At 71.0% G+C, this 21,658-nt stretch carries 20 protein-coding genes; 12 read left to right on the top strand and 8 right to left on the bottom strand.

Translation table 11 applies throughout. The annotated features are described in order from the left end of the window. Positions 1-3: 3 nt before the first annotated feature. From M2165_RS11960 to M2165_RS11945, 4 genes are read right to left on the bottom strand one after another with little or no spacing between them, the layout of a single operon-like run. Complete coding sequence (locus tag M2165_RS11960) at positions 4-1,506, bottom strand: tripartite tricarboxylate transporter permease (protein WP_280814844.1); 1,503 nt, start codon at positions 1,504-1,506, stop codon at positions 4-6. Positions 1,507-1,509: 3 nt separating this feature from the next. Then, entirely contained in the window at positions 1,510-1,965 is a 456-nt protein-coding gene (locus tag M2165_RS11955; RefSeq protein ID WP_280814843.1) for a tripartite tricarboxylate transporter TctB family protein, read from the bottom strand. Between the two features lie 28 nt (positions 1,966-1,993). Beyond that, entirely contained in the window at positions 1,994-2,968 is a 975-nt protein-coding gene (locus tag M2165_RS11950) for a tripartite tricarboxylate transporter substrate binding protein (RefSeq protein ID WP_280814842.1), read from the bottom strand. A 52-nt stretch (positions 2,969-3,020) separates the two neighbouring features. Continuing rightward, positions 3,021-4,028, bottom strand: a complete 1,008-nt coding sequence (locus M2165_RS11945; protein ID WP_280814841.1) for a hydroxyacid dehydrogenase — start codon at positions 4,026-4,028, stop codon at positions 3,021-3,023. 130 nt (positions 4,029-4,158) lie between these two features. On the opposite strand from M2165_RS11945, the gene M2165_RS11940 reads away from it, so the two are divergent. Both M2165_RS11940 and M2165_RS11935 read left to right on the top strand, forming a co-directional pair. Then, a complete protein-coding gene (locus M2165_RS11940) occupies positions 4,159-5,055 on the top strand; it encodes a LysR family transcriptional regulator (RefSeq protein ID WP_280814840.1) in 897 nt (298 codons plus the stop codon). A gap of 150 nt (positions 5,056-5,205) precedes the next feature. Continuing rightward, on the top strand, positions 5,206-5,718 hold the full coding sequence (locus M2165_RS11935; protein WP_280817523.1) for a fasciclin domain-containing protein: 513 nt from the start codon (positions 5,206-5,208) through the stop codon (positions 5,716-5,718). A 30-nt stretch (positions 5,719-5,748) separates the two neighbouring features. On the opposite strand, the gene M2165_RS11930 is transcribed toward M2165_RS11935, so the two are convergent. Continuing rightward, complete coding sequence (locus M2165_RS11930; RefSeq protein WP_280814839.1) at positions 5,749-6,675, bottom strand: LysR substrate-binding domain-containing protein; 927 nt, start codon at positions 6,673-6,675, stop codon at positions 5,749-5,751. Between the two features lie 82 nt (positions 6,676-6,757). Here M2165_RS11930 and M2165_RS11925 point away from each other — a divergent pair, with 82 nt between their 5' ends. The 5 genes from M2165_RS11925 to M2165_RS11905 all read left to right on the top strand — a co-directional run bounded on the left by M2165_RS11925 (position 6,758) and on the right by M2165_RS11905 (position 10,786). Next, on the top strand, positions 6,758-7,081 hold the full coding sequence (locus M2165_RS11925; RefSeq protein ID WP_280814838.1) for a DUF2917 domain-containing protein: 324 nt from the start codon (positions 6,758-6,760) through the stop codon (positions 7,079-7,081). A gap of 134 nt (positions 7,082-7,215) precedes the next feature. Next, positions 7,216-8,394, top strand: a complete 1,179-nt coding sequence (locus M2165_RS11920; RefSeq protein ID WP_280814837.1) for an acetyl-CoA C-acetyltransferase — start codon at positions 7,216-7,218, stop codon at positions 8,392-8,394. A 2-nt stretch (positions 8,395-8,396) separates the two neighbouring features. Beyond that, a complete protein-coding gene (locus M2165_RS11915; protein ID WP_280814836.1) occupies positions 8,397-9,206 on the top strand; it encodes an enoyl-CoA hydratase-related protein in 810 nt (269 codons plus the stop codon). Positions 9,207-9,293: 87 nt separating this feature from the next. Then, positions 9,294-10,550: a 6-phosphofructokinase gene (locus M2165_RS11910; protein WP_280814835.1), complete on the top strand. Its 1,257-nt coding sequence runs from the start codon at positions 9,294-9,296 to the stop codon at positions 10,548-10,550. Between the two features lie 2 nt (positions 10,551-10,552). Further along, the gene (locus M2165_RS11905; protein WP_280817522.1) at positions 10,553-10,786 is read left to right on the top strand and encodes a cysteine-rich CWC family protein; all 234 of its coding nucleotides are present in this window, start codon (positions 10,553-10,555) and stop codon (positions 10,784-10,786) included. On the opposite strand, the gene M2165_RS11900 is transcribed toward M2165_RS11905, so the two are convergent. After that, entirely contained in the window at positions 10,777-12,123 is a 1,347-nt protein-coding gene (locus M2165_RS11900) for a putative zinc-binding metallopeptidase (protein ID WP_280814834.1), read from the bottom strand. The two genes, M2165_RS11905 and M2165_RS11900, sit on opposite strands and share 10 nt — an antisense overlap. 136 nt (positions 12,124-12,259) lie before the next feature. On the opposite strand from M2165_RS11900, the gene M2165_RS11895 reads away from it, so the two are divergent. The 5 genes from M2165_RS11895 (at position 12,260) to M2165_RS11875 (ending at position 19,400) form a co-directional block, all read left to right on the top strand. Then, entirely contained in the window at positions 12,260-13,762 is a 1,503-nt protein-coding gene (locus M2165_RS11895; RefSeq protein ID WP_280814833.1) for an MFS transporter, read from the top strand. A gap of 70 nt (positions 13,763-13,832) precedes the next feature. After that, positions 13,833-14,972 (top strand): ABC transporter substrate-binding protein, encoded by a 1,140-nt coding sequence (locus tag M2165_RS11890; RefSeq protein ID WP_280814832.1) that lies wholly within the window; start codon positions 13,833-13,835, stop codon positions 14,970-14,972. 43 nt (positions 14,973-15,015) lie between these two features. Further along, entirely contained in the window at positions 15,016-15,786 is a 771-nt protein-coding gene (locus tag M2165_RS11885; RefSeq protein ID WP_280814831.1) for a class II glutamine amidotransferase, read from the top strand. Between the two features lie 108 nt (positions 15,787-15,894). Further along, the gene (locus M2165_RS11880) at positions 15,895-18,120 is read left to right on the top strand and encodes a TonB-dependent siderophore receptor (RefSeq protein WP_280814830.1); all 2,226 of its coding nucleotides are present in this window, start codon (positions 15,895-15,897) and stop codon (positions 18,118-18,120) included. Beyond that, positions 18,120-19,400, top strand: coding sequence for a PepSY-associated TM helix domain-containing protein (locus M2165_RS11875; RefSeq protein ID WP_280814829.1), 1,281 nt, complete (start codon positions 18,120-18,122; stop codon positions 19,398-19,400). The genes M2165_RS11880 and M2165_RS11875 overlap by 1 nt, the downstream gene beginning before the upstream one ends. Positions 19,401-19,418: 18 nt before the next feature. On the opposite strand, the gene gshB is transcribed toward M2165_RS11875, so the two are convergent. After that, entirely contained in the window at positions 19,419-20,375 is a 957-nt protein-coding gene (gshB, locus tag M2165_RS11870; protein ID WP_280814828.1) for a glutathione synthase, read from the bottom strand. Then, positions 20,375-21,649, bottom strand: a complete 1,275-nt coding sequence (locus tag M2165_RS11865) for a benzoate/H(+) symporter BenE family transporter (protein ID WP_280814827.1) — start codon at positions 21,647-21,649, stop codon at positions 20,375-20,377. Before M2165_RS11865 ends, gshB begins: the two co-directional genes overlap by 1 nt. Between the last annotated feature and the right edge of the window lie 9 nt (positions 21,650-21,658).

Below are 21,658 nucleotides of genomic sequence, written 5' to 3'. Positions count from 1 at the left end.
AACTCAGGGGGCCGCCTCGGCCAGCGGCGCGGCACGGCGCCGGCGCGGCAGCATCACGCCGAGCAGCAGCAGGCCCGTCACCACGAGGAAGCCCAGGCTGATCGGCCGCGTGAAGAACACCGAGGCATCGCCCGCCGACAGCAGCAGCGCGCGGCGCAGGTTCTCTTCCATCAGCGGGCCGAGCACATAGCCGAGCACCAGCGGCGCCGGCGGGCAGTCGAGCCGGGCGAACACGTAGCCGAGCACGCCCACGCCCGCGCACAGGTACACGTCCATCGTGCTGCCGTTGACGGTGTAGTTGCCGAGCGCGCAGAACATGACGATTGCCGGAAAGAGCCAGCGGTACGGCACGCTGAGCAGCCGCACCCACAGGCCCACCAGCGGCAGGTTCAGCGCCACCAGCAGCGCGTTGCCGATGAACATGCTCGCGATCACGCCCCAGAACAGCTCGGGGTTGCGCGTCATCACCGTGGGGCCGGGCTGCACGCCGTTCATCACCATCGCACCGAGGATCAGCGCCATGGTGGCGCTGCCCGGAATGCCGAGCGTCAGCGTCGGGATGAACGCGGTCTGCGCCGCGGCGTTGTTGGCCGCCTCGGGCGCGGCCACGCCCTCGATGGCGCCCTGGCCGAGCCGCTCGGGATCGCGCGCGAGCTTCTTCTCGACCATGTAGGCGGCGAAGGTCGAGATCGTCGGCCCGGTGCCCGGCAGCACGCCGAAGAAGGCGCCCAGCGCGGTGCCGCGCAGCGAGGGCGCGAGCATGGCCTTGAACTCGGCGGCGCGCAGCCACATGCCGCCGAGCGGCGTGCGGAACACGGTGCGCGATTCGGGCTCGACGAGGTTCTTCATCACCTCGGCGATCGCGAAGAGGCCGACCGCCAGCACCGTGAAGCCGATGCCGTCGGCGAGCTCTGGCACGTCGAAGGTGTAGCGCTCCATGCCCGAATTGACGTCGGTGCCGACCAGGCCGATGAGCAGGCCCACCACCACCATCGCGATGGCCTTGAGCGTGTCGCCGCTCGAGAGCACGGTCGCCGAGACCAGGCCCATGACCATCAGCGAGAAGTAGTCCTCGGCGCCGAACTCGATGGCCCAGCCCGCGAGCGGCACGCCAAGCAGCGCGATCAGCAGCGTGCCGATGCACCCCGCGATGAACGAGGCCAGCGCCGCGGCGGCGAGCGCGGCGCCTGCGCGGCCCTGGCGCGCCATCTGGTAGCCGTCGAGGCAGGTGACGGCCGAGGAGGTCTCGCCCGGCAGGTTGACCAGGATGGCGGCGGTGGAGCCGCCGTATTGCGCGCCGTAGTAGATGCCCGCGAGCATGATCAGCGCCGACACCGGCGCGAGGCCGAAGGTCAGCGGCAGCAGCATCGAGATCGTGACCAGCGGGCCCACGCCCGGCAGCACGCCGATCAGCGTGCCCAGCAGCACGCCGACGAGGCAGTAGCCGAGGTTGTGCAGCGTCATCGCGACGCCGAAGCCCAGGCCCAGGTGTTCGAGGAATTCCATCGGCTAGAACCTCCAGGCGAAGAGCGCGTAGGGCAGCTTCAGCCCCCAGACGAAGATCGCGACCGCGCCCAGGCACAGCACCGCCGTGAGCAGCAACATCTCGAGCGGCCGGAACTCGCGGCCCGCGAGCGCGGCGATCGGCAGCAGCAGCGCGAGCGCGGGCACCAGGCCGATGCGCTCGATGCCGGCGCCGAAGGCCAGCATCGACACGGTGAGCAGCGCCAGCGCGCCCCAGGCCCAGCGGCCCTCGACCGGCTGCGCGCTGCGCAGGCCGCGCGCCAGCACGCCCGCGCCGAGCAGCATCAAAAGGCAGCCGAGCGTGCGCGGAAAGTAGCCCGGCCCCATCTCGGCGATGGTGCCGACCGGATAGCCGCGTGCCGCGAAGAAGGCGAAGGCCCCGATCGTGACGAAGAGCAGCCCCGCGAGCGCATCGCGGTTGGAAAGAAGGCGCGGCCTCATGTCGTGCTCCTGCAGGGTCGGGCGCGCGTCATGGCGCCACCGACAGGCCGGCGGCCTTGACCACCGAGGTCCACTTGGGCACATCGGACTTCACCAGCGCCGCGAACTCCTGCGCACTGCCGCCGAGCGCATCGGCGCCCGCCGCCTTGAGCTGCGCCTGCACCGCGGGCTGCTGCAGCAGCGCGTTGATGCGCGTGTTGAGCAGCTCGACCACCGCCGCCGGCGTGCCGGCCGGCGCGGCCACGCCCCACCAGGTGACGGCCTCGGCATCCTTCACGCCGAGTTCCTCGAGCGTGGGCACCTGGGCCAGGTCGCTGCTGCGCTTCTTCGCGAACACGGCCAGCGGGCGCAGCGTGCCTTCCTGGATGTGGGCCATGGCCGAGGGCACCGACGCGATGTAAACGTCGACGCGCCCGCCGAGCAGTTCGGGCAGCGCCTGCCCGGTGCCCTTGTACGGCACGTGCAGCAGCTTGATGCCCGCGCGCTGCTGGAACAGCTCGCCCGCGAGGTGCGAGCTGGTGCCCACGCCCGGCGTGGCGAGCCGCACCTTGCCCGGGTGCGCCTTGGCCTGCGCCATCAGGTCGGCCACCGAGGCGATCGGCGAGTCCTTGCGCACCACCATCACCTGCGGCGCCGAGGCCACCAGCGCCACGGGCGCGAAGTCGGCCACCGGGTCGTAGTTGCCCTTGCCGAGGATCGGGTTGATGACCATGTTGGCGTTCTGCGCCATCACGATCGAATAGCCGTCGGGCCGCGCCTTGGCCGCGAGGCTCAGGCCCACGCTGCCGCCGCTGCCGGCCTTGTTGTCGGGCACCACGGTCCAGCCGTTCTGCTTGCTGAGCTCGTTCGCGATCACGCGCGAGACGGTGTCGGTGCCGCCGCCCGGCGGGAAGGGCACGATCATGCGGATCGGCTGGTCGGGATAGCTGTCGGCCTGCGCGCCGCCCGCTGCGGCCAGGCCGAGCAGAAGGGAGGTCAGGACCTGCTTGACGATGTGCTTCATTGTTGTCTCCTTGATGTGAAAGGGCGGGCGCCCTCGGCGCCCGTGCGCCGCCTCAGTTCGTGGCCAGTTCCGCCACGCGCACCAGGTTGCGCGCGTCGGGTTCGCCGCCGTCGAGGATGTCGATCACCTGCTGCGCCGCCATCAGCGCCATCGCACGGCTCGCGCCGGCCGTGACGCCCGCGATGTGCGGCGTGGCGATCAGGTTGGGCGCACGCCACAGCGGGCTGTCGGCGGGCGGCGGCTCCTCGGCGAAGCTGTCGAGCCCGGCGCCGCCGAGCTGGCCGCCGTGCAGCGCCTCGCAGAGCGCCTCTTCGTCGATCAGCGGGCCGCGCGCGGTGTTGACCACGCAGGCGCCGCGCTTCATCGAGGCGATGCGGGTGCGGTCGAGCAGGTGGCGGGTCTCGCGCGTCAGCGGGCAGTGCAGGCTCACGATGTCGCATTCGCCGAGCAGCGCGTCGAGCGTGCGCTCGCATGCGGGGTCGAAGGCCCGGATCGCATCGCGCGCATGCGGGTCGTACACCCGCACCTGCATGCCGAGCGCGCGCGCCAGCGCCGCCGTCTGCTGGCCGATGGAACCGAAGCCCACGAGGCCGAGCACCGTGTCGCCGATGTCGCGGCCGATGAAGGTGGGCTTGGGCCATTCACCGCGCTTGACCGCCGCGTCGAGCCAGGGCAGTTCCTTCAGCAGCGCGAGCGAGAGCGTGATGGCGAGTTCGGCCACGGCGCGCGAGTTCGAGCCCATGCCGCGCACCACGGGGATGTTGCGCGCGGCAGCCGCATGCAGGTCGATGTTGTCGACGCCGACGCCGTGCTTGGCGATCACGCGCAGCCGCTGCGAGGCCTCGATCACGGCCTCGGTCACGCGGCCCTGGCGCACGATCAGCGCGTCGACCTGGAACTCGGCCACGCGCCGGGCCACCTGGTCGGGCGGCGCATAGGCGGGCGAGAAGATCACGTCCACGTCGTGGGCCTGCAGCAGTTCGACGGCCTCGCCGGCCAGGCGGTCGTGGGTCACGAGCACGCGGCGGCCGCGGCGAAAGGTAGGGATGTCCTCGGTCAATCGTTCCTCCCTGAGTCGGGTCGCCGACGTGGCGACGAGGCCCCGATGCTCCGCGTCCGTCATTGATTTGGGAACTGCAAGAATCGCAAATGTCTATGATCTTCAGTCATCAATGGAGGAGGTGGGCGCCATGAAGTACCCGGTCGACGGCCTGGAGGCCTTCATCGAAATCGTGGACCTGGGCAGCTTCAACAAGGCGGCGCAGAAGATGCACCTGACGCAGACCGCGCTGACGCGCCGCATCCAGCGGCTCGAGGCGCAGCTGGGCCTGCGGCTGCTCGACCGCACCACGCGCTCGGTGAGCCTGACCACGCTGGGCCGCGACTTCCTGCCCGAGGCGCGGCAGCTGCTGGAGGACGTGCACCGCAGCTTCGAGCGGCTGCGCAACATGTCGCGGCTGTCGGACGGCGACGTGGTGATCGCCTCGGTGCCCTCGCTGATGTTCGGCCGGCTGCCGCGCGTGCTGCACCGCTATGCGCTCGCCCATCCGGCCAACCGGGTCGAGGTGCTGGACCGCAACAGCACGCGCGTGCTCGAGGCGGTGCGGCAGCGCCATGCCGAGTTCGGGCTGCACGTGCACCTGCCGAACCAGCCCGAGCTGCACCACGAGGCGGTGTGCCGCGATCCCTTCGTGGCCTATTGCCGCGAGGACCATCCGCTGGCCGCGCGGCCCAGCGTGTCGTGGTCGGAGCTCGCGGCCTTCGACCTGATCACGCTCGGCGGCACCAGCGGCAACCGCCAGCGCATGGAGGCGCAGCTCGCGCTCGCGGGCATCGACATCCGCACGCGCTTCGTGGTCGAGTACTACTCCACCGCGCTGGGCCTCGCGAGCGAGGGCCTGGGGGTCGCGATCCTGGTGTCCTTCGGCGCGGAGGTGCGGCCGCCGCTGGTGCAGGTGCCGCTCGTGGGCCCGGTGATCGACCGGCCGCTGTCGCTGGTGCGCCGGCGCGGCGAAACGCTCACGCCGGCGGCGCAGGCGCTGTACCGGCAGATCCTCGCGGAGCTCTCGCCGCCGCGCGCGGCCTGAATCCAAGCGCCCGCGAAGCCCGTAAAGGAGGCGAGCGCATCGCGCCTCCGCGCCGTGCCGGTCCGCACGGCTGTCTTACCAGGAGCTTCCATGAAAAAACTCGTGATCGCAGTGGGCGTGTCGGTCCTGCTCGGTGCCTGCGCCGGCGGCATGGGCATGAGCGGCGGCAATGCCACGATGCAGAACCCGATGGTCGGCGGCGCGCCGATGTTCCCGACCAAGGACATCGTCGACAACGCGGTGAACTCGAAGGACCACACCACGCTGGTCGCCGCGGTCAAGGCCGCGGACCTGGTGGGGACGCTCAAGAGCCCCGGCCCGTTCACCGTGTTCGCGCCCACCAACACGGCCTTCGCCGCGCTGCCCGCGGGCACGGTCGACACGCTGCTCAAGCCCGAGAACAAGCCCACGCTGACCAAGGTGCTGACCTACCACGTGGTGCCCGGCAGGATGGACGGCACGGCGCTGGCGAAGGCCATCCAGGCGGGCGGCGGCAAGGCGATGCTGAAGACCGCGAGCGGCGACACGCTGACCGCGGCCATGAGCGGCGGCAAGGTGATGGTGACGGATGCGAAGGGCGGCACCGCGACCGTGACCATCGCGAACGTCTACCAGTCGAACGGCGTGATCCACGTGGTCGACAAGGTGCTGCTGCCGGGCTGATCGTCCGCCCGCCGCTCGGGGGGAGTCCGTTCAGCCGCGCTGCGCCGCCTCGGCCTCGTCGCGCAGCCATTGCGCGAAGTCCTGCGCGTCGCGGTTGGCCGCGGCACGGCGCGAGGCCTGCACGAAGTAGCCGCGCTGCGAGGCCGCGCCGTCGCCGAGCGGCGTGACGAGCCGGCCCTCGCGCAGCAGCTCGCGCAAGAGCGGCAGCCGGCCGATGACCACGCCCTGCCCCGCCACCGCGGCCGCCACGGCGTCGGCATATTGCGTGAAGCGCAGCGTGCTCTTCATGCGCAGGTCGTCGAGCCCCATCAGCTTGAGCCAGGGTGCCCAGTCGGCGGTGGGCGCCTCGCCGTGGTCGGGGTAGTCGACCGTCAGCAGCGTGAGCTTCGCGAGGTCGGGCAAGGTGCGCAGCGATCCGGCGAGCGCGGGCGCGCACATCGGCACCACGGTTTCCTCGAACAGCGCCGGGCCGGTGCCGCGGCTGATCGGCATCAGTCGCACGGCCAGGTCGATGCGGCTGCGCTCCAGGTCGAGCACTTCCAGCGTGGCCGACACGCGCACGTCCACTTGCGGATGCGCGCCCGTGAAGTGCGCGAGCCGCGGAATCAGCCAGAGCGAGGCGAAGCCCGGCGTGGTGGTGATCGCCACCTGGCGCGGCGCCGGCCCGGCGCGCACCCGCGCGGTGGCATCGCGAAGGCGCTCGAGGCTGTCGGTCACGGCGCGCTGCAGCACGCCGCCGGCCTCGGTGAGCGCGAGCGCGCGGTGCCGGCGCTCGAACAGCAGCACGCCGAGGCTGGCTTCGAGCTGCTGGATCTGGCGGCTCACGGCCGACTGCGTGAGGTGCAGCTCGCCCGCCGCGAGCGTGAAGCTCAGCCGCCGCGCGGCGGCCTCGAAGCTGCGCAGCAGCTCGAGCGGCGGGAGCTCGCCGGCGGAGGCTTTCGCATTCTCTGCATGCATGCAACGAGTTCCAAATGACCGCGTGTGTAAAGGCGAGCGGCTCACTATATTCATTCGCATGACGAATGCAATGGAGCTTGCCATGAGCCACCCGCCGAGCGCTTCTTCTTCCTTCCATCTGAGCCTGCCGCGGCGCGCCGTCTTCGCGGTGCCGGACGGCGCGGGCGTGGGCATCGAATGCCGCAGCGGCGCGGTCTGGGTCACGCTGGACCGCGACCTGCGCGACATCGTGCTCGCGCCGGGCGAGCGCTTCGAGGCCAGCGGGCACCGGCCCATGCTGGTGTCGGCGCTCGAGGCCTCGTGCATCGCGGTCTCGCACGCCCAGCCCGCGGCCATGCCGCTGGCCGCCGCACGGCGCCGCCCCTCGCCCTGGCGGCTGCCCGCGCTCGGGTTGTCCCCGGCTTGACCGCGGCGCCCGCGGCATCGAACCTCGATGCCATGGACCTTCCGGGCATCTGACGCCGCCGCCGTGACGGGCGGCTTTTTTGCGTCGGACCGCGGAAGGCGCCGTTCCGACAACCCCATCGAGAAGGACATCCCATGGCAGAGGCATACATCGTGGCCGCCGTGCGCACGGCCGGCGGCCGCCGCGGCGGCAGGCTCTCGGGCTGGCATCCGGCCGACCTGGCGGCGCAGGTGATCGACGCGCTGGTGGCGCGCAGCGGCATCGACCCCGCCGCGGTGGACGACGTGATCCTGGGCTGCGTGAGCCAGGTCGGCGAGCAGGCGAGCAACGTCGCGCGCAACGCGGTGCTGGCCTCGACGCTGCCCGAATCAGTGCCGGGCACCTCGGTCGATCGCCAGTGCGGCTCGTCGCAGCAGGCGCTGCATTTCGCCGCGCAGGCCGTGATGTCGGGCAGCATGGATGCGGTGATCGCGGGCGGCGTCGAGAGCATGACACGCGTGCCGATGTTCACGCCCAATGCGCTCGCGGCCAAGGCCGGCCTGGGCGGCTACATGAGCCCTGCGATGCAGAAGCGCTACCCCGGCGTGGAATTCAGCCAGTTCGCCGGCGCCGAGATGATCGCGCGCGACCATGGCATCGAGAAGGAGGCGCTCGACCGCTATGCGCTCGAAAGCCACCGGCGCGCGATCGCCGCCACGCGCTCCGGCGCCTTCGACGGCGAGATCCTTCCGATCCAGGTCCTGCAGGCCGACGGCACGCCGGGCGGCGAGCTGCACACGGTGGACGAGGGCATCCGCTTCGATGCCACGCTCGAAGGCATCGCGGCCGTCAAGCTGATCGCTGAGGGCGGCCGTTGCACCGCCGCCACCGCGAGCCAGATCTGCGACGGCGCGAGCGGCGTGCTGGTGGTCAACGAGCGCGGCCTGAAGGCGCTCGGCGTCGCACCGCTCGCGCGCGTCCACCACATGAGCGTGATGGGTCACGACCCCGTCGTGATGCTCGAGGCGCCGCTGCCCGCCACGCTGCGCGCGCTGAAGAAGGCCGGCATGCGCATCGACGAGATCGACCTCTACGAAGTGAACGAGGCCTTCGCGCCCGTGCCGCTCGCATGGCTGCAGGCGCTCGATGCCGACCCGGCGCGGCTCAACGTGAACGGCGGCGCGATCGCGCTCGGCCATCCGCTCGGCGCCTCGGGCACCAAGCTCATGACCACGCTGGTCCACGCGCTCGCGAAGCGCGGCAAGCGCTACGGCCTGCAGACCATGTGCGAAGGCGGCGGCATGGCCAACGTCACCATCGTCGAAAGGCTCTGACGATGGACGCGCAGCAGCCGCCCTTCGTTCTGCAGGCGCAGTCCGACGGCATCGCCACGCTCACGCTGAACCTGCCGGCCAAGCTCAACCCGATCGCGCGCGAACTGCAGCTCGAACTGCGCGATGCGCTCGACCGCATCCGCGACGATCGGACGGTGCGCGCCGTGGTCCTCACGGGCGCAGGCAAGGCCTTCTGCGTCGGCGCCGACCTGAGCGCGATGGCGCCCGGCGGTGGCGGCGAATCGCTTGGCGCGCAGACCGCCGGGTGGATGCAGTCGCTGAGCCATCCGCTGATCGAGGCGCTGCGCACGCTGCCGGTGCCGGTGGTGGCGGCGGTCAACGGCGCCGCGGCGGGCGCGGGCGTCGGACTGGCGCTCGCGGCCGACGTGACGATCGCGGCACGCAGCGCCTACTTCTACCTGCCCTTCCTGCCCAGGCTGGGCATCGTGCCGGACCTGGGCTGCACCTGGGCGATCCCGCGGCGCGCGGGCCGGGCGCGCGCGATGGGCATGGCGCTGCTCGACGAGCGCGTGAGCGCCGAACGCGCGGTGCAGTGGGGGCTGATCTGGGCGCTCGCCGACGACGACCAATTGCCCGCGGAGGCACATGCGATCGCGCAGCGCCTCGCGCGGCTGCCCGCGCACGCGGTCGCCGAGGCGCGCGCCGCCTTCGAGGCCTCGGAGCGCCACACGCTGGCCGAGCAGCTGCACTACGAGAGCGAACGCCAGCGCGAGCTGATCGACCGGCCCGCGTTCCGCGAAGGCGTGAACGCCTTCCTGCAGAAGCGCCCGCCGGTGTTCGAGCCCCGCTGACCGACGCGCCTGCGGCCAGGAAGGCAAGGCCTTCGGCCTGGCCGCGCGCCACTGGCGCCGTCCGGAAGGCTGCGGGAGAATGCCCGCATGCCACTTCCCAACGCCTTCTACGCCCAGTCGGGCGGCGTCACCTCGGTCATCAACGCATCGGCCTGCGGCGTGATCGAGACGGTGCGCAAACACCCGGACCGCATCGGCGCGCTCTATGCCGGGCGCAACGGCATCATCGGCGCGCTCACCGAGGACCTGATCGACACCGGCGCCGAACCGGCCGAGGCGATCGCCGCGCTGCGCAGCACGCCCGCGGGCGCCTTCGGCTCCTGCCGCTACAAGCTCAAGTCGCTCGAGAAGAACCGGCGCGAGTACGAGCGGCTCATCGAGGTGTTCAGGGCGCACGGCATCGGCTACTTCTTCTACAACGGCGGCGGCGACTCGGCCGACACCTGCTTCAAGGTGAGCCAGCTGTCGCAATCGCTCGGTTATCCGCTGCAGGCGATCCACGTGCCCAAGACCATCGACAACGACCTGCCGCTGACCGACTGCTGCCCGGGCTTCGGCTCGGTGGCCAAGTACGTGGCGGTCTCCACGCTCGAAGCCTCCTTCGACGTGCGCTCGATGGCCGCGACCTCGACCAAGGTGTTCGTGCTCGAGGTGATGGGCCGGCATGCGGGCTGGATCGCCGCGGCCGGCGGACTCGCGGCGGACCACGGCATTCCGGTGGTGGTGCTGTTCCCGGAGATCGAGTTCGACCGCGCGCGCTTTCTCGCGCGCGTGGATGAACTGGTGAAGCAGCACGGCTACTGCTCGGTGGTGGTCTCCGAGGGCTGCCACCATCCCGACGGAACCTTCCTTGCCGAGCAGGGCACGCGCGATGCCTTCGGCCATGCGCAGCTGGGCGGCGCGGCGCCGGTGGTGGCGCAGATGGTCAAGGAGGCGCTCGGCCACAAGTTCCACTGGGCGGTGGCCGACTACCTGCAGCGCGCCGCGCGGCACATCGCCTCGGCGACCGACGTGCGGCAGGCCTACGAGCTCGGGCAGCGCGCGGTCGAGCTGGCGCTGGAAGGCCGCAACGCGGTGATGCCCACGATCGAGCGCACGTCCGACACGCCCTATGCCTACACCCTCGGCAGCGCGCCGCTCGAATCGGTGGCGAACGTCGAGAAACCGATGCCGCGGGACTTCATCTCGGACGACGGCTTCGGCATCACCGAGAAATGCCGGCGCTACCTGCTGCCGCTGATCGAGGGCGAGGACTACCCGGCCTACCGCCACGGCCTGCCGGTCTACGCGACGCTGCGGAACGCGGCGGTGCCGAAGAAGCTGGCCGCCTTCGCGCTCGCATGACGATGCCCTCGACGGCCGCCGCCCCCGAAGCGATCGACGCCACGCGCTGCCCGCTGTGCGGCGCGCAGAACCGCTGCGCCGTGGAACTGGCGCGGGAGACCGGCGAGGCGCAGCCGCCCTGCTGGTGCATGTCGGCCGATTTCTCGCACGCGCCGCTCTCGGCGTTGCCCGCGGCCTCGCGCGGCAAGGCCTGCCTCTGCGCCCGCTGCGCCGCGGGCGCGCCGCCTCAGGACTGAGCAGGCGCCGGCGGGCAGGCCGGCGGCGCGGCCTCGGGCGGCTGCGGATCGCCGCGCGGCGCCACCGGCGCCGCCGCACGTTCGCGCTCTTCGGTGATCACGCAGTGGATGAACTGCAGCTTGCCCACCGCCACGCGCGGCAGCACGAAGGGATAGCCGTCGGGCTGCCCCATGCTGCGCGAGAGTTCGTTGAGCACGTTGGTCAGCAGCACCCAGCCGTTGAGGAACTCGAGGAAGCGCTCCGCACCCGGATGCTCGGGCCGCCAGAGGTCTTCCATCGTGAACAGGTCGCTCGCGAGCTCGACGTTGCTCGCGTCCACGCCGAAGCTCATCGCGGTGTCGGTGGTGTCGGCCATGTGCAGGTAGTGGGCCCAGGTCTCGGCCCAGTCCTCCCACGGATGCATGCTCGCGTAGCTGCTCACGAAGCGGGTGGCCCAGTCGGGCGGCGGCCCCTGGTCGTAGTGGCGCTGCAGCGCGGCGCCGTAGTCGGCGCGCTCGTCGCCGAAGAGCGCGCGAAAGTCTTCCAGCCACGGCGTGGGCTGCACCAGCAGGTCCCAGTAGTAGTGGCCGATCTCGTGGCGGAAATGTCCGAGCAGCGTGCGGTAGGGCTCGTGCATCTCGGCGCGGATGCGCTCGCGCACGGCGTCCTCGGCCTCTTCCGCGTTCAGCGTGATCACGCCGTGCTCGTGCCCGGTCATCACGTGCGGCCCGCCCGGCGTGTTGCTCAGGAAATCGAAGACCAGGCCGTGCGCGGGATCGGCATGGCGGCTCACCACCGGCAGTCCGAGCGCGAGCAGTTGCGAGATGAGCCGGCGCTTCGCATGCTCGAGCTTGCGCCAGAGTTCGCCGTTGCCTTCGATCGAAAGATCGGGAATGGTGCGCGTGACGCTGCAGGCCAGGCAGTAGCCGGGCGCGAGCCCCTCGGTGTTGAACGCGGGGTCGTCCACGCCCTCGCGCGGCACCGGCACCATCCAGTTGCAGCTCGCGGCGGTCAGGAAGTTCGCGCAGCGCTGGTAGGTGCGGCCGTCCGGGTCGCCGAACACCGTGAAGAGGTCGGGCGCGGCGGCGGCCGCTTCGCTCTCGGCCTCGGCCTCGCCGGCACCGTCCCCCGCGGCCTCGCGCGGCACCAGCGCGAGCGGCATCACGCCGAGGCGGTCGGTCACGTAGCCGAGCGGCGTGCGGCAGGCCAGGCACTGGCTGTTGCGCAGGAACACCGGCCGGCCGCACTGGCAGCGGTAGGCGCGGCTGACCGTCGGCGCGGCCATCTCGGTGGCGAGGCTCGGCGGCGCGGCCGCGGCACCGGGTGCGCCGGCGCGATCTTCTTGGGCAGGATCCATGGGTCTTTCCGAAGGTGCAGGCAGCAAGGGCCGCTGCATTGTGCGGCGCGCATGCGACCGCCCGGCCGCGCAAAGGCCGATATCCTTGTAGGACGACGGACCCGCATCGGCGACCACAAAGCCGGGGCCAGCGCCCATGACCACCACGCCCAACCCCGACCAGACCTCGCCGCCCGCCCCGCCTTCCATCGGCACCCTGCGCGAACGCTACGGTGCGCGCTACCGCTGGTACCTGCTGCTGTCGGTGATGGTGGGCGTGATGGCCTCGATCATGTCCTCGACCATCGTCAACGTGGCGATCCCGGGCATGAGCCACCACTTCGCGCTCGGCCAGGAGCGCGCGCAATGGGTGAGCTCGGGCTTCATGGTGGCGATGACGGTGTCGATGCTGACCACCCCGTGGCTGCTGTCGCGCTACGGCTACCGCCGCACCTACGTGGGCACGATGGTGCTGCTGCTCGCGGGCGGCATCGTGGGCGGGCTGGCCAACGATTTCTCGCTGGTGCTGCTCGCGCGCGTGGCCGAGGGGCTGGCGGCCGGCGTGGTGCAGCCGATCCCGGCCATCATCATCCTGCGCGCCTTCGAGCCGCACGAGCAGGGCCGCGCGAGCGGCATCTTCGGCATGGGCGTGGTGCTCGCGCCGGCCATCGGCCCGAGCATCGGCGGCGTGCTGGTCGACCTGTTCGGCTGGCGCTCGATCTTCTTCATGGTGGTGCCGTTCTGCCTCGCCTCGCTCTGGCTGGCCTACAAGTTCGTGCCGACCACCGCGCCCGGCGGCGTGGCGGCCGCGCGCGGCAGCGGCCTCGACTGGCGCGGGCTCGCGCTCGGCACCGTGGGCACGCTGTGCCTGCTGAACGGGCTGGTGGCGCTGCGCGGCGACTCGCCCCTCGAAGCGGCCGTGCTGCTCGCAGGCGCGGCGGCGGCCTTCGCGGCCTTCGTGTGGTGGCAGCGCCGCCATGCCGCATCGGGCGGCGCACCGCTGATGAACCTCGGCCTGTTCCAGTACCGGCAGTTCGCCATGGGCAGCATCGTCGCCTTCATCTACGGCACGGCGCTGTTCGGCTCGACCTACCTGCTGCCGGTGTACATGCAGGTCGGGCTGCACCTGTCGGCCTCGCACGTGGGCACCATCCTGCTGCCAGCGGGCATCGTGCTGGCCGTGACCATCGCGGGCGTGGGCCGGCTGGCCGACCGGCAGCCGACCTGGCTGCTGGTGAGCGTGGGCCTCGCGCTGCTCGCGGCCTCGTTCGCGCTGATGATGGTGCTGCGGCTCGACAGCGCACTGTGGCTGCTGGTGGCGTTCGCGATCATCGGGCGCATCGGGCTCGGCTTCATCCTGCCGTCGCTCAACCTCGGCTCGATGCGGCCGCTCGCCAAGCCGCTGATTCCGCAGGGCGCGAGCGCGATCAACTTCCTGCGCATGCTGGGCGGCGCGGCCGGCGTGAGCCTGTGCGCGATCGTACTCGAATGGCGGCTGGCCGCGCATGGCGATTCGCTCGCCAACCCCGCGAGCAGCCCGGCGCGGCTCGCGGCCTTCGACGAGGTGTTCGCAATGCTGGCCGGGCTCTGCGCACTCGCGATCTGCGCGGCATGGCAATTGCGCGAGAGGCCGGTGGAGCCCGAGCGCAAGAGCGGGTAAACCCCGGCCGGCGCGCGCCCGGCTTTCGGTTGCAATTGTTATCAGTTGTATCGATATTGAAACGGGTTCCATGCAGCGCAGAAGCTTCCTCGCCGCCTCGGCCGCGGCCGTGGCCGGGTTCGGCCATCTTTCCTCGTCGCTCGCCGCGGAAGGCGGCGTCTCCGACACCGAAATCGTCCTTGGCCACACCGGCATCCTGAGCGGCCCGCTGGGCGCACCGATCAAGGTGGTGATGGCCGGCGCGGGCCTGGCCTTCGACGCGCTCAATGCGCAGGGCGGCGTCGCGGGCCGCAAGCTGCGGCTGGTCTCGCTCGACGACGAGCTCTCGCCCGAGAAGGCGGTCGCCAACTACGAGAAGCTGCTCGCGGAGCACCGCGCCTTCGCCTTCTTCGGCTGCGTCGGCTCGGGCACGACGGCGGCGGCGGCCAAGGTGCTGGCGCAGAGCGGCGCGCCGCTGATGGCGGGCTACGCGGTCTCCGACACAGCGCGCGAGAAGGTCGCCGGCGCGGGCTACTTCGTGCGCGCCACCTTCGCGCGCGAGGCGCAGGCGCTGGTGCAGCATCTGACCACCATCGGCGTCTCGCGCATCGCCTCGGCCTGCCTCGACAACCCCGGCGGCGCCGAGGTCGCGCGGCTCGTCGAGGCCGCGCTCTCGTCGCACCAGCTCAAGCCGGTGGCGGCGGTGATGGTGAAGGGCGACGGCTCGACCAACGCCGCCATGGGCAAGGCGCTGGCCGACAGCAAGGCGCAGGCGGTGATCATGTACCTGGGCGGCGGCATCGGCGGCGAGGTGATGAAGAGCGCCTGGGATGCGGGCGGGCGCCAGATGTTCTACGGCATGTCGATCGTGCCCGGCGACGTGACGGCGAAGCTCGTCGGCGACAAGACCAGCGGCCTCGCGATCTCCCAGGTGGTGCCCTACCCCTGGAGCGAGGTCGACCCGGTGGCGCGCGACTACCGCCAGCTCGCCGAGCGCGCCAAGGTCGACGTCGGCTACCTGAGCTACGAAGGCTACGTGAACGCGCTGGTCGCCATCGAGGCGCTGCGCCGCACCGGCCGCGATCTCACGCGCGCGAAGCTGCATGCGACGCTCAGGACGATGAAGCTGCGCCTGGCCGGCATGGAGGTCGACTTCACCGGCGCGAGCAACACCGGCTCGCGCTTCATCGAGATGGTGCGGGTGACGAAAGAAGGCCGCTTCCTGCGGTGAGCGTGCCCGGCCGCGCGGCGCAAATCGCGGTCTAATCGTCCCCATGTGCCAACTGCTAGGGATGAACTGCAACACGCCGACCGACGTGACCTTCAGCTTCACGGGCTTCGCGCAGCGCGGCGGCCGCACCGACCACCATGCCGACGGCTGGGGCATCGCCTTCTTCGAGGACCGCGGCCTGCGCCACTTCGTCGACCACCTGCCGGCCTGCGACTCGCCCGTGGCCGAGCTGATCCGGCGCTACCCGATCCAGAGCCGCAACGTCATCGCCCACATCCGCAAGGCCACTCAGGGCGCCATCAACCTGCAGAACTGCCATCCCTTCGTGCGCGAGCTCTGGGGCCGCTACTGGGTGTTCGCGCACAACGGCGACCTGAAGGACTTCCGCCCGCGGCTGCACGGCAACTTCCATCCCGTGGGCAACACCGACAGCGAGCACGCCTTCTGCTGGCTGATGCAGGAACTCGCCAAGTCGCATGCGGGCGTGCCGAGCATCGACGAGCTCACGCTCACGCTGCGCGAACTCGCGCCGCAGCTCGCGCGCCACGGCACCTTCAACTTCATGCTGTCGAACGGGCAGGCGCTCTGGGCCCATGCCTCGACCCACCTCTGGTACGTGGAGCGGCGCCATCCCTTCGTGACCGCGCAGCTCGCCGACGAGGACCTGGCGATCGACTTCGCGCAGCACACCACGCCCAACGACCGGGTGGCGGTGGTGGTGACCGCGCCGCTCACGCGCAACGAGCAGTGGACGCCCTTCGCGCCCGGCGAACTCCACGTCTTCGTCGACGGCCAGCGCCTCGCTGCGAACTGAAGCGTTTCTTCTGACACTTTTTCGCAACAGTGCGAGAAAGTCGGCGGCGAACGGGTCCGGCCGCGCAACAATAATGGTTCTCATTTGCGCCCCGACCGAACCTTCTTCATGCCTGCCTCCTCCCTCTTCCCGCGCGCCAGCCTCCGTCCCACCGTCACCGCCGCCGCGCTGCTCGTGCTGCACGCACTGGCCGCCGCCCAGACCGCCACTCCGTCCGCCGCCGCGCCCGCGCAGCCGGTCGGCACGCTCAACACCATCAGCGTGGAGGCCAGCGCCGACGCCTCGGCCGAAGGCCTGAGCAAGCCCTTCGCCGGCGGCCAGGTGGCGCGCGGCGGCCGCGTCGGCATCCTGGGCAACCAGGACATGATGGCCACGCCGTTCTCGAGCACCAACTACACCAACGAGCTGATCCAGGACCAGCAGGCCAAGAGCGTGGCCGACGTGCTGCAGAACGACCCGTCGGTGCGCCAGGCGCGCGGCTTCGGCAACTTCCAGGAGCTGTACCTGGTGCGCGGCTTCCCGGTGTACTCGGACGACGTCGCCTACAACGGCCTCTACGGCATGCTGCCGCGCCAGTACATCGCCTCGGAGTTCTTCGAGCGCGTGGAAGTGTTCCGCGGCGCCAACACCTTCCTCAACGGCGCCGCGCCCGGCGGCAGCGGCATCGGCGGCGCGATCAACCTGCTGCCCAAGCGCGCGCCCAACGAGCCGCTCACGCGCGTGGGCTTCGGCGTGCAGACCGGCGGCCAGGGCTACGTGAACCTCGACCTCGCGCGCCGCTTCGGGCCCGACGACAGCCTGGGCGTGCGCGTCAACGGTGTGCGGCGCGAGGGCGGCACCGGCGTGTTCAAGGAAAGCCAGCAGCTCAGCGCCTTCGGCGTGGGCCTCGACTGGCGCAACCGCAACGTGCGGCTGTCGGCCGACTTCGGCTACCAGGACTACGACCTGAAGGACGGCCGCCCGAGCCTCACGCCGTCGTCGACCCTGCCGATCCCGCGCGCGCCCGACGCCGGAAGCAACTTCGCCCAGCCCTGGACCTACTCGAAGGAAAAGGACAAGTTCGCCACCTTCCGCGGCGAGGTCGACATCACCGACAACATCACGGCCTGGGCCGCCGGCGGCGTGCGCCGCAGCGACGAGGACAACGTGCTGTCGAACCCGACCTTGAGCGACGCCTTCGGCAACACCAGCAACACGCGCTTCAGCAACACCCGCAGGGACCGCATCGGCACCGCCGAGATCGGCGTGCGCGGCAACTTCACGACCGGCCCGGTGAAGCACACGGTGGTGGCCTCGGCCGCGACCTACAGCAACGATCGCGACAACGCCTACGCGATCTCGCGCGGCACGCTGCGCAACAACATCTACGCGCCGTTCGCGTCGCCGTACCCGGTGGCCAACAACTTCACCGGCAACACGCTCGAAGACCCGCGCCTGACCGACAAGATCGAGACCTCGAGCATCGCGGTCGCCGACACCATGGCCTTCCTCGACGACCGCCTGCTGGTCACGCTCGGCGCGCGGCGCCAGACCATCAAGCAGACCAGCTTCGCCTACAACACGATCAAGGAAACGAGCGCCTACGACAAGAGCAGGACCACGCCGGTGGCCGGCGTCGTGTTCAGGATCACGCCGACGGTGTCGGCCTACGCCAACTACATCGAAGCCCTGGTCAAGGGCAACGTGGCGCCCGGCACGGTGAACGGCCGTCCGGTCACCAACGCCGGCGAGGTGTTCGCGCCCTACCAGGCCAAGCAGAAGGAGATCGGCGTCAAGTACGACGGCGGCACGCTGGGCGCGAGCGCCGCGTTCTTCACCACCGACCAGCCGACCTACTACTACCAGGGCCAGACCTACGGCCTCTACGGCAAGCAGCGCAACCAGGGGCTGGAGTTCTCGGTCTTCGGCCAGCCGGCCAAGGGACTGCGGCTGCTCGGCGGCCTGACGCTGCTCGATGCCAAGCAGAAGAGCACGCAGGGCGGCGCGACCGACGGCCGCACCGCCATCGGCGTGGCCAAGCAGCAGGCCAACATCGGAGCGGAGTGGGACGTGCCGGGCGTGCGCAACCTGTCGCTCAACGCGCGCCTGCTCTACACCTCCAAGCAGTACGCCAACGCCGCCAACACGCAGGAGATCCCGGGCTGGACGCGCTTCGACCTCGGCGCTCGCTACCTGGTCGACCTCGGCAACGGCCGCGCCCTCACGCTGCGCGCGCGCATCGACAATCTGTTCAACAAGTCGTACTGGGCGTCGGTGGGCGGCACGCAGGGCTCGAACTACCTCGTTCTCGGCGCGCCGCGCACCTTCTCGGTGAGCGGCACCATCGACTTCTGATGCGGGCCTTCTGGACGGCCGTGCACCGCTTCGCGGGGCTTGCGGTCGCACTGTTCCTCATCGTCTCGGGGCTCACGGGCGCGGTCATCTCGTGGGACCACGAGATCGACGGCTGGCTCAACAGCGAGCTCTACGACACCACCGCGCGCGGCCCCTTCAAGGATCCGTTCGACCTGGCCGCCGCGGTGGAGGCCGACGATCCGCGCGCGCGGGTCGCCTACATGCCGCTCGGCTTCGAGGAAGGCCATGCGGCCGGCTACTTCGTGCAGCCGCGCACCGATCCCGCCACGGGCAAGCCCTACCGGCTCGGCTACAACCGCGTGTACGTCGATCCGGTGACGGCCGAGATCCGCGGCCGGCGCGACTCGACCGCGATCTCGCTCAGGCCCGAGACGCTGATGCCCTTCCTGCGCAAGCTGCACTACACGCTGCATGTCCCCGCGGTCTGGGGCACCGACCGGCTCGGCCACTGGATCATGGGCACGGTGGCGCTGGTGTGGCTGCTCGACAGCTTCGTCGCGCTCTACCTCACCACGCCGCGGCGCCAGCGCGCCGCGGCGCATCCGGCGCACCGCCCGGCAGGCCAGTGGTGGCAGCGCTGGAAGCCGGCCTGGGGCGTGCGCTGGGCCGCCGGCGGCTACAAGCTCAACTTCGACCTGCACCGCGCGGGCGGGCTCTGGCTGTGGGCGCTGATCATCCTCATCGCCTTCACCTCGTTCTCGCTGAACCTCTACAAGGAGGTGTTCCATCCGATGCTGTCGCTGGTATCGAAGACCACGCCGGGCCCCTCGACGCTGATGCCGCTCGCGCCGCTGGGCACGCGCATCGAGCCCGCGATCGGCTTCCGGCAGATCGTGGCCGAGGCCGAAGCCGAGGCGCGCCGCCGCGGCTGGGACACGCCGCTCGGCGGCGTGTTCTACAACCAGCGCGCCGGCTTCTACAACGTCTCGTTCTTCGACCATGCCACGCACGACAGCAGCGACGGCATGGGCCTGTCGAACCTCTACCTCGACGGCCGCGACGGCCGCCTGATCGGCAGCAACCGCCCCTGGCAAGGCACCGCGGCCGACGTGTTCGCGCAACTGCAGCTGCCGCTGCACGGCGGCCGCATCCTCGGCCTGCCGGGGCGCATCCTGATGTCGCTGATGGGGCTGGCGGTCGCGGGGCTGTCGATCACGGGCATCGTGATCTGGTGGCGCAAGCGGCGCGCGCGGCTCCTGCAGGCGCGGCGGCAGCGCGAGACCGAGCTGCAGGCGCTCGGCGTGCTCGCGCCGCGCTGAGGCGCTGGGCGGCGGCGCTCAGCGCGCCGCGGCCAGGTGCGCCTCGAGCGCATCGACGAACATCTTCGGCACGTCGAAGCCGGTCTGTTCGGTGATCTCCTGGAAGCAGGTCGGGCTGGTCACGTTGATCTCGGTCACCGAGTCGCCGATCACGTCGAGCCCGATCAGCAGCAGCCCGCGCGGCGCGAGCACGCGGCCGATCTGCTCGGCGATCTCTCGGTTGCGCGGCGTGAGCGGCTGCGCCACGCCCTTGCCGCCGGCGGCGAGGTTGCCGCGCACCTCGCTGCCCTGCGGGATGCGCGCGAGCACGAAGGGCGCGGGCTCGCCGGCGATGATGAGGATGCGCTTGTCGCCCTGCACGATCTCGGGCACGAAGCGCTGCACCATGATCGTCTCGGCGCCGTTCTTGTTGAGCGTCTCGACGATGGAGCCGAGGTTCAGCGCATCCTGCCTGACGCGGAAGATGCCCATGCCGCCCATGCCGTCGAGCGGCTTGAGGATGATGTCGCCGTGCTCGGCATGGAAGTCGCGCACCGCCTGCGCGCTGCGGGTGACCAGCGTGGGCGTGGTGAACTGCGGAAACTCCATGATCGCGAGCTTCTCGGGATGGTCGCGCAGCGCGCGCGGCTTGTTGACCACGCGCGCGCCCTCGCGCTCGGCCTGCTCGAGCAGGTGCGTGGCGTAGATGTACTCGGCGTCGAAGGGCGGGTCCTTGCGCATCAGCACCGCGTCAAAGTCGGCCAGCGCTTTCGATTCGCGGATGTCCTCGCGGTACCACGCCTTGCTGTCGCCGGTGAGCGTGATCTGCTGCACCGTGGCCGTGACCCGGCCGCCCGAGACCCACTGCATGTCCTGCGGCAGGCAGGCCGCGATGCGCCAGCCGCGGCGCTGCGCCTCGCGCATCATCGAGAAGGTGGTGTCCTTGTAGATCTTGAAGTGGTCGAGCGGATCGGCCACGAAGAGGATGTTTTTCATCAGGGAGTCTTTCGGGCGCCCGGGGAGGCCGCCATGTTGCTGCTGCTGGTGTCCGGGGCGATGTTGCCGGAAGCGGCGAAGTCCTTGCCGGCGGAGGCCTTTGCGGGGCGGCGTCCCAGCCGCTGCACCGCGAGCGCCACGGCGCCGGCCACCACGCCCCAGAAGGCCGACCCCACGCCGAGCAGCGTGACGCCCGAGAGCGTGACCAGGAAGGTGATCAGCGCCGCCTCGCGGTGCGATTCCTCGCGCACCGCGGCCGCGAGCCCGCTGCCGATGGTGCCGAGCAGCGCCAGGCCCGCGATGGCCGCGACCAGCTCCTTGGGAAAGGCGGTGAGTAGCCCCGTGACCGCCGCGCCGAAGAGGCCGATCACCACGTAGATCGCGCCGCAGCTCACGGCCGCGGTGTAGCGCCGCGCCGGGTCTTCGTGCGCTTCGCGGCCCATGCAGATGGCCGCGGTGATCGCGCTCAGGTTCAGCGCAAAGGCGCCGAAGGGCGCGAGCACCAGCGTGGCGAGCCCGCTGAGCGTGATGAGCCGGCTGACCGGCAGCTCGCCGTAGCCCGCGGCGCGGATCGCCGCCACGCCCGGCAGGTTCTGCGAGGCCATGGTGACCACGAAGAGCGGCAGCGCGAGACTGACGACCGCCTGCCAGCTGAAGACCGGCATCGTGAACACCGGCCAGGTGAGCGTGAAATGCACCCGCGACCACGCCAGCTCGCCACGCGCCGCCACGAAGACGATCGCCACCAGCAGCGTCAGCGGCACCGCATAGCGCGGCAGCATGCGCTTTCCGAGCAGGTAGGTGCCGAGCATCAGCAACACCAGCGGCAGCGCGGTCTGCGCGGCGGTGAAGGCCGCGAGGCCGAAGCGCGCGAGCACGCCCGCGAGCAGCGCCGAAGCGATCGCCATCGGGATGCGGTTCATCACGCGCTCGAACCAGCCCGTGGCGCCCGCCAGCACGATCAGCAACGCGCAGACGATGAAGGCGCCCACCGCCTCGCCCATGCCGTGGCCCACGCCGGCCACCGCGAGCACCGCCGCGCCCGGCGTGCTCCAGGCGATCATCACGGGCTTCTTCCACCACAGCGAGGGCAGCGCCGAAGCCAGGCCCATGCCAATGCCCAGCGCCCACATCCACGAGGCCGCGACCTCCGGCGTGGCGCCGAAGGCCTGCGCGGCCTGGAACACGATCGCCACCGAGCTCGTGAAGCCCACGAGCACCGCGACGAAGCCCGCGGTGAAGGCCGAGAGGCTGAGGTCCTTGAAAAACGACATCGCGCGATT

The organism is Variovorax sp. TBS-050B (genome assembly GCF_029893635.1).
GTDB lineage: Bacteria > Pseudomonadota > Gammaproteobacteria > Burkholderiales > Burkholderiaceae_C > Variovorax.
This window is presented reverse-complemented; position numbering and strand designations above follow the sequence as displayed.